The following is an 11,375-nucleotide window of genomic DNA, read 5'->3' on the forward strand; positions in this document are numbered from 1 at the left end:
GGCCCTGCCCTCATGCACATCCCGACCGAAGATCACCCCACCGAGTCGGCACACTCGAACCGATGCTCACCTCGATCGATAGAGCAACGGCTTCTGAGAGAGCGTCTGGTGAACTGGGTCAGCGGGTGAGGCGGTTGCTGAGCTGCCAGGTGGCGGCGGTCCAGATCATGGCTTCGTGGGTGGCTGGGAGGGTCTCGTAGTCGCGTACGAGCCAGCGGAACTTGGTCAGCCAGGCGGTTGGGCAAGGAGCGTTCCACGACCCAGCGGCGGTGGAGCAGGACGAAGCCCTTGGCCTGGTCGGGGCGCTTGACGATCGCCACGGCCAGGTCCCAGATCTTGCGCGCGTCGCGGACGAAACCGCGGCACCGCGCCCGCGCGCTGGTCCACCGGCGGAACAGGGCGTAGACGGTCTGGTGCGGCAGGAAGTCGGCTGGCAGGGCCCGCCAGGCGATCCCACCGCGGACCAGGTAGAAGATCGCGTCCAGGACCAGGCGCCGGTCCCACTTCTCGGGCCTGCCCCCGCGCCCGCCGGTGCTCCCCGCCGCCGGGAGCAGCGGCGCCAGCAGCGCCCACTGCCCGTCGGTCATCGTCGAACCGGGGTAGAAGTGCCGCCGCGAGAGACAATCACCACCCCGGCCATGAGCAGGGCATGACGAGTACTGGCACTCGGACGATACGTACACCCGGACTCCTGGTAGGACTGGCAAGCCTAGATGTATTGCCCCGCGAGGTTGGGGACGCGGCTGGCTGGTGGCTGGCCTTTCAACGCGGTGTGTCCGCGATGGTGGTTGTAGGGCCTGGCATATGCCCATTCATCGAGAAGGGTGCGGTTGAAGCGTTCCCTTTGCCGTTGGTTTGGGGGCCGTAGGGGCGCGTGCGCTTGTGGGTGATTCCTGCGGCGAGCAGGGTTTCGCGCCAGGTGCGCGGCTGCGCCATCGGCGAGATCCTCGGCATGGTCATCGGCACCGCCCTGGTTCGAGCTGGACGGGGCGACCACCGACTACCCGGAGATCAAGCGCGCGCCCGGGTATACCCGCGTGACCGACCCCACGCCCCGTGGCGTCGAGGAAGCGCACCTCGGCCAGCTGCCAGGTGGCCGGCGCGAGCTGGGCGAAGGAGCCGTTGTCGGTGAGGACTCGACGGACGGTGATCCCGGCCTGCGCGAAGTGGTCCTGGGCGCGGATCCAGAATGCGGCGGCGGTCTCTTGCTTTCGTCGGCCAGGATCTCGCTGTAGGCCAGCCTGGAGTGGCCGTCCACGGCGTTGTGGAGGTAGCTGTAGCCGCCGCCAGCGCGGTTCTTGCGGTCGGCCTGGCGGCCCAGGGCCTGATGTCCGCCCCCGTCGGGGATGTTGCCGAGTTCTTGATGTCGACGTGCACCATCTCGCCTGGGGCATGGTGCTTGTAGCGCCTGATGGCACGGCCCGTGGCGCGGTCGAGGTGGGTCAGGCGGGCGGGCCAGTGGCGGGTGAGTACGCGATGCACCGTGGCGGGATTGATCCCGAGCAGGTAGCCGATCCGGGCGGGGCCCAGCGGCGCAGGATCCGGACCTTGATGATCCGTCTCTCGGTGCGGGTCGGAGTGCGGTGCGGGCTGCGGTGAGGGCGGCTGGATCGGTCGCGCATGCCGGCTCCGCCCTGTTCGCGATAGCTGTCGGCCCATCGCTTGGCGGTGGTGGGTGAGACCTGGAAGCGTTCGGCTGCCCGTCGTAGCGGCCAGCCGTCGCGCACCACGCAGAGGGCCAGACTGAGGCGGCCGGTTTCGGTCAGGGGCGCATTGCGGTGCTCGACATGCTCGCCGCACGCGGCGTGACCGACCGCGCCGCGTACTGGCTACTGCGGGCATGGGGCTTTCTGGTTCTGCATGGAAGCGCGCGGGTTCGTGGAATCCCGGACGGCGCAACAGGGAAACCCGCGCGCAGGTCGGCCTGTTGAGGGCCGTGGGCGCGCGGGTTGGGGCCGGGGGTGGTGTGGTGTCAGGCGCCGGTGAGGGTGTGGGACGTGTCCATGAGCTGCTCGGTAGTCGTGGTGTTGAGGGTGATCGGTGTGTGTTGTTCGAAGCGGCCGGGCTTGCCCCAGTAGAGGGGCGTCTGCCAGTCGTCGCGCCGGGTGGCTTCGACGACGTTGTGCGCGGAGGTTTCGACGGAGTCGAAGAGGACCGGTCCGAGGATTTTGGCGCTGGTGCGCATGTACCAGGGGGCGATGCGCAGGATGTCGGTCTTGGCGGCGCCTGCGTTCACGACGCCGGCGGCGAGGCCCGGTTCGGTGCGGGTGAGGTGGGCGGCGTAGTGGTGGTTGGCGAGTTGGATCGGCTTGCGGTCGTGGCCGAAGTCGAAGGGGGCGAACTCGGGGAACCGGGCGAAGTCGGCGTCGTCGGTCGGCGGGACCGCGGCGGTCATCATCAGCACGACCGGCCGCCCGGCCTGGCGCAGGGCAGGCAGGAGGAGCTGCGTGAGGTGGTAGCGGCTGAGGTAGTTGACCGCGAAGAACGGGTGGAGTCCGTCGGCCGTGCGGCTCTCCTGCGAGGTGAATACCCCGGTGGAGTGCACGAGGGCGTCGATGCGGTCGTGCTCGGCCAGTATTCGGTCGGCGACGGCACGGACGCCGTCGTGAGTGGACAGGTCGGCGGCAAGGAAGGAAGCCCGGTCGGCGGCCGTGCCGAACGAGGCGAGCGCGGCCTGGCCCTTGCGCGGGTCACGGCCCACCAGGACGATCCGGTTGCCGTCGGCAAGGAGGTCTCTGGCGGCTTGGAGGCCGATGCCGCTGTTGCCGCCGCTGATGAGGATGGTCTTCATGGTGCTCCGGGATAAGGGGCGGGCGGCCACCGGCCGCTGACAGCGTGGACCGGTGGCCGCCCAACGTCGGTGTGCTGCCGTCAGGCGCTGATGAGGTGCTCGGCCTGGTCGCGCTCGGTGTGGAGGGTCCAGTAGTCCAGGGCGATCTCGTCCGGCGCGCGGTGGGGGACGCCCTCGGGGGCCTGGCTGCCGATCATGAGGTTGATGGCCACGTTGGCCGCGTAGATGCCCTGGTCGGCGAGGGTGTTGTGGAGGTTGATCGCCCAGTTGCGCTGGCCCGCCTGGGCGATGTTGGTGTCAGCGAGCATCGGGTACGGGTTGATCGCGCCGCCACCGGTGGTGAACAGCAGGGTGCCGGATCCGGCCTGGAGCATCCCGGGCAGCACCGACTGGACGGCGGCGACCGCGCCGTAGAGGAGGCTGTCGATCTGCGACCGCAGGGTGTCGATGGTTACCTCCGTGGGCGAGGTCATGGACAGACCCGCGTGCGGGGAGAACTCCAGGACGTCGATCCGCCCGAACCGCGCGATCGCGGCCTCCAGCGCACCAGTGAGCTGGGCGGAGTCGCCGACATCGGCGGGAAAGCTCTCTGCGGTGATCCCGGCCTCGGAGAGCTCGGAGACCAGGGCGTCGAGCTTGTCCTTGGAACGGGAGATCAGGGCGACGTCGAAACCGTGGCCGCCGAAAACCTTGGCAATGGACAGACCCAGCCCCGGGCCGGCTCCGACGATGGCGATGGTGGGCATACGTGTCCTTAAACGAGGGGTGGTGCGGTCCCGGCCAGTCGGCCGGGCGAAGACGAAGGGGTGTGCGCCGGGGTCAGTCCCGGTCGCTTGCCGGGGTGGCGCCGGGCGGTGCCCAGTCGGTGGGACACGGCGCCTTGAGGGCACCGAGGATGCGCTGGGAGGCGGCGCCGAGCTGCCGCTGTTGCGCTTTGGTAAGCGGGTCGAAGACCAGGCGGCGCACCGCGTCGACATGGCCGGGGGCCGCGGCGGCGACCTTGTCCATGCCGTCGTCGGTGAGGGTGGCCAGGGTGGCGCGGCCGTCGGAGGGGTCGGGGTGGCGGCGTACCCAGCCGCGTTTCTCCAGACGGATGACCACGTTGGACAGCCTTGAGAGCGTGCTTCCGGCGTACTGGGCGACCTCGCTCATCCGCAGGGTGCGCTCCGGCGCCCCCGACAGCGCGGACATCACCACGTAGTCGAAGTGGGCGATGCCCGCGTCCCGCTGCATCTGCGCCTCCAGCGCCGCCGGCAGCTGGGTCAGCACATACGCGAACGCGTACCACTGCTGCTGCTCGTCGGCGTCGAGCCAACGCGGCTCGATGGTTTCCGGTGAGTCGTCCATGCCCCCAACATACTCCAAGCGTGGAGCAAAAAGCCAAGCCAGTTACTCTTAGCTTGAAGTAATCTCGCGCGGTACGGTCAGTCCAACCTTGAAGTTACTGATGGAGTGGCGAGGAGCTATGAACGTCTTCTTGTGGATCGTCGCGGCTGTACTGGCAGCCGTGTTTCTACTGGCCGGAGCGATGAAGCTCAGCCGCACCCCGCAGCAGCTGGGCGCCTCCGGACTGGGCTGGGCCGAGGACTTCGGCACCGGACCGGTCAAGCTCATCGGCGCACTCGAAGTCCTCGCCGCCCTCGGCCTGGTCCTCCCGCCGCTCGTCGGAATCGCGGAGATCCTGGCCCCGGTGGCCGCCACCGGACTCGTGGTGCTGATGCTCGGCGCGGCCGTCACCCACGGCCGCCGCAAAGAGTCCCAGATGATCACCGTCAAAGCCGTCCTGCTGGCGCTCGCGGCCGTGCTGGCCTGGGGCCGCTTCGGCCCGCACGCCTTCTAGCGCCCGGCACCCTCGCCCGCCCAGTGAGCGCGGCGGAACGCGCCGTTCCAGGCCTCAGGGCCTGGAACGCGCCGTTCCAGGCCCTGAGGCCGACGCGCAGGTCGCCGCACTCCACGCCATCCTGGCGGCCCACGGTCGCCCTGCCGCGGATGTCCTGGCCGGTGCCGACGCCGCCCGTGAACAGACTACGAGCACATCTCCGCAGACGACCGAAGGCCCCTACTACGTCCACAGCGACGACGAAGCCCTCAAGCGGAAGGACATCGCGAACGGCCGCCGCTCGTCTCCTGGATGTCGCCACCACCGTTCGGTCCAACTCTTCGGAGTACCGCTATCTGATGCATGGGCTGACATCAGCTTCGGGCAACCTGCTCGACTTGATCGACATGCCTGACGACGAGTATGCGAGGGTGAAGGCGACGGGTACGGCCGGCGTCACCAAGCCGCAGATCTTCCCCTACTTCGCCCGGCAGTGGCAGCAGATGCCGGCCGCACACTTCATGGCCGTATTCGGCCCGTACGCCCAGCGCATCGACGAAGTCCTCGACGCCTTCCGCAACCAGGCCCCCGACCTGCTGGTGACCGCTGCCGCCCAGGTCGCCGACACCGACGATGAACTGCCGCTCCTGCCGGAGGAACGCACCGGGATGAAGTCCAGCTGCAGGTCGAGGTGGTCGAGTACCTCGCCGTCCGCGTTCGTGCGGAAGCGGGCGTACTTCAGTGACACCGCGTCGATTCCTTCGCCGCGGTTGACGTGCTCCAAGTCCCATTCGGCATCGGTGAGAGAGCAGGTGCGAGCGCTGGGGCGGGCAGACCAGGGGTAGCGGCGTGTGGCGGTCGTGTTCGGTCGTCGCCGATCGGGCCGAGTTCGTACGTCACCCGGCGCAGCGTCCCCTTGCGACCAGTCGCCGGGTCCGCCGGGACTTCCCAGGCCAGGTGCACGCGCTCCGGGTAGCTGTCGGCGCCGATCGCGCCATCCGGCAGTACGGGGAAGTAGAAACCGGGGTCGATGGTCTCCAGCAGTGGTCGCTCCTTCGCCCGTGACCAGGCCAGCAGGTACACGGCGTCGCCGAGGAGGACGGCGGTCCGTTCCGCGTGCTGCATGCGCAGCCACAGGTGCTCGGACTCGGCCCACCCCTGCAGCACGGATTCACGCGTGGTCGCCGCCCCCGTGCCAGGGGCGTCGGGCTCCTCGCCCACCGCATCCGGCACCGTGATCTTCTGGGTCCCCCCAGCAGATGGGCCAGCGTCTGGTCGACAATCAGGGACGGATCGCCGTACTCGCGCCGGTCCGCACCGTCCTCGCCGAGCAGGGCGGCAGCCTGATTGGTGTCGTACGCCGCGAGCACCGTGTACGCCGCCAGACGACGGCGGTCTTCTTCCGGCACCCACGAGGCCGGCCGGCGCAGGGCCGGGCAGGCTGGACGGCCGCCCCTCGGCGGCGGCCTGGAAGGCCGGCTTGTACGCCAGCGCACCCCACGTGTCGATGACGAGCTTCTGCCAACGCCGCATCCGTGCCCACTCCCGACCATGGTCAACTACAAGGGCGGGGCAGCCTAAGGCAGCGGCCGAGGGCTGGCCGCAGGTCTCTGGGGGAGCACAGGTGGCGGATCAAGCGGCGATTGTGGCGGGATGGCAGCAGCCGCTAGGGGACGCCGGCCGGCCCTGTCCACCACGGCACGCCGCGTTGCTCAGCCGTCGGTGAGGGAGATCCTTCCCGCATGCAGGCGTCCGTCGCCGCCGTCGAAGTACACCCGGTCGCCGACGACGGCCGCGTCGGGGTCGCCGGACGACAGGCGCGTCTCGGCCGGGGACGCGCCGGTACGGGTATCCGCAGCGTGCAGTGTGCCGGCTTTGGTGCTGAAGAGCACCGAGCCGTCCAGCAGACCGTGCAGCTCGGGTTCGCGTTCGGTGTGCTCGGTCCAGAGCGGTTTCCCGGAGTCGGCGGCGACCGCGTGCACGTCTCCGGTTCCATAGTCGCTGGTGGCGTCTCCGGTCCCGCCGTAGACAACGCCGTCGGTGACCATGAGCGGTTCGATCCACTCCTCCGCAGTCTGCACGTCAGGTTCGTAGGTCCACAGCTTCGTGCCCCGCCGGGCGTCGACGGCGTGGAGGACACTGCGGCTGTCGCCGAAGTAGACCGTGCCATCCGACACCGTGATCGCCGTCACCTCGCCCGCGTAATGCCGGCTCGCGCTCGCGTGGTACCGCCACAGCTGATCCCCGGTGTCCGCGTCCAGGGCGTGGAAGTAGGTGCCGTCTCTCTCCCGCACCCCGCCGTAGACCACCCCGTCCGCCACCGCGAGCGCGTCGGACAGGGTCCACTCGACCGGCCGGGTCCACTTCAGTCGCCCGGTGGCGGTGTCCAGCGCCGACACGGCGTACGTGCCGTAGCGCTCGGACTCCTCGGGCAGGTGGTACATGGTGTTCACGTAGACGGTTCCGTCGGCCACGATGACCCGCATGTAGAGAGCCCATGTCGTGCCGGGCACCGTGTGTGCCTTGGCGGGCACGCTCCAGACCTGCTTGCCGCTGTCCAGGGCGATGCCTTGGATCGTGCCGTTCTCCCTGCTGGAGGCCACCACCACACCGTCGCTCACGCCCTCGAAGGACGACGCGCTCGGATCGTCGTACGTCCACACGGGCTTGCCGCTGCCAGCGTCCACCGCTTTCAGCACGCCGTCCTGGTCCCCGACCACCTTGCCGTCGGCGACCACCGGCCGCCAGACGTCCGTGTCGGACGACCACTGTTCCCGCACCGCCAGCTCTTTCGCGGCGGCCGTGGGGGTGCCGGTGCTCTCGGCCCCGTTGCCCCGGCCCGACGTGCCGGAGAAGGCGCGGGGCAGGAGCAGGCCGGCGACAACGGCCAGGACGACGAGGGTGCCCGCTGCGGCGAGAACCGCTGTACGCCGCTGCCGGGCCGCCCTGCGCAGCCGGGCGGCGAACGAAGGTCCTGCGGGCGGCGCGCCGAGCCGCGCTGTGGCGACGGCGGTCGGCGACGCCACAGTGACCGTCGGCAGGTCCGCGTCCGCCGTTGCCGTGGCGGCCTCCTCCGGCAGCGGGGCCGCGCGCAGCGCGGTGACGTCGGCGACGACCGGCGCCGGCAGCCAGGTGGCGCGGGTGAACGTGCCCCGGGTCCCGTCGGCCCCCTCCCACCGGCCCAGCTCCTCGATGAGTTCCGGCACCCGGGGCCGCCCCAGCGGGTCCTTGGCCAGGCACCGGGCGACCACGTCGGCGAGTCCGTCCGGCAGTCCCTCCAGGTCGGGATCCTCGTGGACGACGCGGTAGTTGACGCTGTACGCGGGCCCGCCGCCGAACGGACCGGACCCGGTCGCCGTGTATGCCAGCAATGCGCCCAGCGCGAACACGTCACCGGCGGGCCCCACCTCCTGACCGACCAGTTGTTCGGGCGGAAGGTAGCCGGGGCTGCCGACCACGGCCCCCGTGTGCGTCAGCTTGGTGTCGCCGGCAGCCACCGAGATCCCGAAGTCGATCACCCGGGGACCGTCGACCGCCAGCAGCACGTTCGACGGCTTCAGATCACGGTGCACCATCTGGATCCCGTGGATGGCCTCCAGCGCCTCCGCCAGCCCGGCTCCCAGGGCTCGTACGGACCTCTCGGGCCAGGCGCCGTGCGCAGCGACCGCCTTGCCCAGCGGGAGGCCCGGCACGTGCGCGGTGGCCAGCCACGGCAGGTCCGCGTCCGGATCCGCGTCGACCACGGGCGCGGTGAACGGGCCCGTCACCCGCCGTGCCGCCGCCACTTCCCGCCCGAACCGTCTGCGGAACGCGGCGTCCTCGGCCAGTTCCTCGTGCACCACCTTCACCGCGGTCGCCCGGCCGCCCGGCGACCTGGCCAGGTACACCCGGCCCATCCCGCCCGAGCCGAGCCTCCCGACGATCCGGTACGGGCCGACCCGCTCGGGGTCCCCCGCCTCCAGCGGCGTGAACGCCTGCACTCCGCCCCTCCTCCCTTGTCACTGTCCCGGCCGTGCGCCAGGTACGGATCAGGTCGCGGCCCGGTAGGCGGTCAGCCGGCCGTTGAGCTCTATGAACACGGTGTTCCCGACGATCCGGAAGTCCGCGTCGCCGCCCACGTCGAGCGGTTCCCGCCAACTGGGCTTTCCGCTGCGGGCGTCCAGCGCGCTCAGGTATCCCTCCGAGTCGTGGACGAGGACGGTGCCGTCCACCACGGTCATGGCCGTCAGCTCCTCGGCCTCCTGCTTCTTCTGCCACAGGGGCCGGCCGGTGCCCGCGTCGAAGGCGGACACGTAGCCGTCGTTCTCGAAGTACACGGTTCCGTCGACCACTTCGGGCTCACCGGCTCCCCCGCCGAGCCTGCCATCCCACAGTTCCCCCTCGAAGTTGCGGCGCCACACCTCGTCGCCCGACCTCGCGTCGACGGCGTACAGGGCGCCGTCCCGGGTGCCGAAGTAGACCTTGCCGTCCGCCACCACGGGAGCCGTCTCCGCGTCGCTTGCGGCCTGGTGGGTCCACTTCTCCTTGTGCGTACGGGTGTCGACGGCGATCAGCTTCTTCCCGCTGTGCACGAGGACCGCGTCACCGGTGACGGCGACGTCGTCGGACACATTGGTGTCGTACGCGTAGTCCCACAGCTCGTCCCCCGTGCGCGTGTCGAGGACATAGAAGAACGCGGTCATGTGCGCGTAGGCGGCGTCGCCCACGGCGATCGGGGCGGGATGGAAGGAGTCGTCCTTGTATCTCCAGCGGTAATCACCGCTGTCCGCGTCCACCGCGTACAGGTGGTCGCTGCTGCCGTAGTACAGGAGGCCGCCCGAGACGGTGGTGACTTCGATGCCGTTGCCCAGGTCCTTCAGGTAGTCGCTGTCCTCGCGGACGTCGGCGACCTCGACCCGGCGGGCCCAGCGCTGCGAGCCGTCAGTGACGTCCAGGGCGGTGATCTCGTGGCGGTCCTCGTGCTGGAGGTAGACCATCTCCTCCGAGGCCACGGTCAGCTTCTGTCCCTCGGCCAGGGTGTGGGACCAGAGCTGCTCGACGTTCGGAGGGCTGGAGGGCCCGGCGTCGTCCTCACTCGCTGCCACCTTCCACAGGACGGTGCCGGTCACGGTGACGGCCAGGGCGGTCGCCGCGGCGAGGGCCGTCCGCAGGCGGCGGCGCCGGCTGCGGGGAGGGGCGGCGGCGGGCGGGGGCTCCGGCGTACCGTCCCCCGCCCGGGGCAGGGGCTCGGTGGGCACCTCGGCCCGCAGCCGTGTGGCCGAGTCGACGACCGGGCCGGGCATCCATCCGACCGTTGCGACGCCCCCGTCCGATGCCGGAGTGCCCTGGCGCGCATGCCGGTCGTCGTCGGCGGCGGGGTCCGGGTGTCCCAGTTCGTCCAGCAGCCACGCCACCGTGGGCCGCTCCCCCGGGTCCTTCGCCAGGCACCGGGCCACCACGTCTGCGAGTGCGGGTGCCAGGCCCCGCAGGTCGGGGTCCTCGTGCACGACCCGGTAGTTGACCGCGTGGGACGCCCCATTGCCGAACGGGCCGGTCCCGGTGGCCGCGTACGCCAGCACCGCTCCCAGGGCGAACACGTCACCCGCCGTTCCGGCGGCCTCGTGGCGCAACTGCTCGGGAGGGATGAACCCGGACGTGCCGATCACCACCCCGGTCTCGGTGAGCGCGGTGTCGCCGGCCGCCGCCGAGATCCCGAAGTCGATCACCCGCGGGCCGTCCGGCGCCAGCAGGACGTTCGACGGCTTCAGGTCACGGTGCACCAGGTCCGCCGCGTGCACGGCGGCCAGCGCCTCGGCCAGAGCGGCGCCGAGGCCGCGTACCGCCTGCTGCCGCCACACCCCGTGCTGGGCCACCGCGTCCTGGAGCGACAGTCCGGGGACGTACTCCGTGGCCAGCCAGGCCGGGTTCCCCTCCGGATCGGCGTCGACCACCGCGGCGGTGAAGAATCCCGTCACCCGCCGTGCCGCCTCGACCTCGCGCACGAAGCGCCGCCGGAACCCCTCGTCCCGCAGCAGCGCGTCCCGCACTACCTTCACCGCCACTGCACGCCCGCCGGGCGAGCGGCCAAGGTACACCCGGCCCATGCCGCCCTGGCCCAGCCTGGCCAGCAGCCGGTACCGGCCCACCCGTACCGGATCCCCCGCCGTCAACGGTACCGACGCCACCGTCCCGCCCCTCCTGCCCACTCGCGGTCCCATGCCGGCCCGCCACCTCAACGGGCCCTCCCTGCACCGGACTCCCGGCACCACCCCCACGGTTCCCACTCCGCACGTCCGTCACCACCCTTACGGCGAACCCTCCCCGGAAACCTCACGATCGCGGGGTTGGGCTGGAGGTTGGGTCCCGCCATCTCGGCGTTCAACAAGAAGGTCGAGCGGCTGCGTGAGCATGCCGTCGCGCTCCTACCGGACTTGAGCTACTACCTCCTACCAGCCAGACGCCCATCTGATGAAGGAGCCGTGGCCCCGGCTGCCATCGCATCGAGGAACAGATCGGTGAGTGCCCACTCGCAGGAGTCGAGCAGATCGGGGGACTTCTCCTCGTGCTCGGAGGCACCAACGTACGTCGTCATCTGCTCCTCGAGCGTCGCGAAGATGCGGGGCGGTCCGGCGTGGCTGATGCGGAGCTCGGCGAGTATCAGGACACCTTCACCGGCACGCCGCAAGGGGGCATCCTCACGCCCCCAACGCAATGGGCAACTTTTGCTTCGAGGTGACGCTCGGTTATCGGCGGCTGGAACTGCTTCCTCGCGCTGAGAGTAGGCAT

9 protein-coding genes and 1 pseudogene are annotated in these 11,375 nt (G+C 70.5%); 2 read left to right on the forward strand and 8 right to left on the reverse strand.

The annotated features are described in order from the left end of the window. Nucleotides 1-32: 32 nt before the first annotated feature. The 5 genes and pseudogenes from ABT009_RS46715 to ABT009_RS46740 all read right to left on the reverse strand — a co-directional run bounded on the left by ABT009_RS46715 (nucleotide 33) and on the right by ABT009_RS46740 (nucleotide 4,138). Entirely contained in the window at nucleotides 33-587 is a 555-nt protein-coding gene (locus tag ABT009_RS46715; protein ID WP_502990106.1) for a transposase, read from the reverse strand. Nucleotides 588-709: 122 nt separating this feature from the next. Continuing rightward, nucleotides 710-1,766: pseudogene (locus ABT009_RS47675) on the reverse strand (DDE-type integrase/transposase/recombinase). 206 nt (nucleotides 1,767-1,972) lie between these two features. After that, the gene (locus ABT009_RS46730; protein ID WP_351309341.1) at nucleotides 1,973-2,791 is read right to left on the reverse strand and encodes an SDR family NAD(P)-dependent oxidoreductase; all 819 of its coding nucleotides are present in this window, start codon (nucleotides 2,789-2,791) and stop codon (nucleotides 1,973-1,975) included. An 80-nt stretch (nucleotides 2,792-2,871) separates the two neighbouring features. After that, the gene (locus ABT009_RS46735; protein ID WP_351309344.1) at nucleotides 2,872-3,537 is read right to left on the reverse strand and encodes an SDR family NAD(P)-dependent oxidoreductase; all 666 of its coding nucleotides are present in this window, start codon (nucleotides 3,535-3,537) and stop codon (nucleotides 2,872-2,874) included. Nucleotides 3,538-3,610: 73 nt separating this feature from the next. Beyond that, nucleotides 3,611-4,138, reverse strand: a complete 528-nt coding sequence (locus tag ABT009_RS46740) for a MarR family winged helix-turn-helix transcriptional regulator (protein ID WP_351309347.1) — start codon at nucleotides 4,136-4,138, stop codon at nucleotides 3,611-3,613. Between the two features lie 118 nt (nucleotides 4,139-4,256). Here ABT009_RS46740 and ABT009_RS46745 point away from each other — a divergent pair, with 118 nt between their 5' ends. Further along, nucleotides 4,257-4,631, forward strand: coding sequence for a DoxX family protein (locus ABT009_RS46745; protein WP_351309350.1), 375 nt, complete (start codon nucleotides 4,257-4,259; stop codon nucleotides 4,629-4,631). Nucleotides 4,632-5,008: 377 nt separating this feature from the next. Further along, entirely contained in the window at nucleotides 5,009-5,455 is a 447-nt protein-coding gene (locus ABT009_RS46750; RefSeq protein ID WP_351309353.1) for a hypothetical protein, read from the forward strand. Between the two features lie 867 nt (nucleotides 5,456-6,322). On the opposite strand, the gene ABT009_RS46755 is transcribed toward ABT009_RS46750, so the two are convergent. From ABT009_RS46755 to ABT009_RS46765, 3 genes are all read right to left on the reverse strand, one after another. After that, nucleotides 6,323-8,590: a protein kinase domain-containing protein gene (locus tag ABT009_RS46755; RefSeq protein WP_351309356.1), complete on the reverse strand. Its 2,268-nt coding sequence runs from the start codon at nucleotides 8,588-8,590 to the stop codon at nucleotides 6,323-6,325. A 48-nt stretch (nucleotides 8,591-8,638) separates the two neighbouring features. Further along, on the reverse strand, nucleotides 8,639-10,774 hold the full coding sequence (locus tag ABT009_RS46760; RefSeq protein WP_351309360.1) for an outer membrane protein assembly factor BamB family protein: 2,136 nt from the start codon (nucleotides 10,772-10,774) through the stop codon (nucleotides 8,639-8,641). Nucleotides 10,775-11,028: 254 nt separating this feature from the next. After that, complete coding sequence (locus tag ABT009_RS46765; RefSeq protein ID WP_351309363.1) at nucleotides 11,029-11,274, reverse strand: hypothetical protein; 246 nt, start codon at nucleotides 11,272-11,274, stop codon at nucleotides 11,029-11,031. Nucleotides 11,275-11,375: the final 101 nt, after the last annotated feature.

Source organism: Streptomyces sp. NPDC002896, assembly GCF_040295225.1.
Classification (GTDB): Bacteria; Actinomycetota; Actinomycetes; order Streptomycetales; family Streptomycetaceae; genus Streptomyces.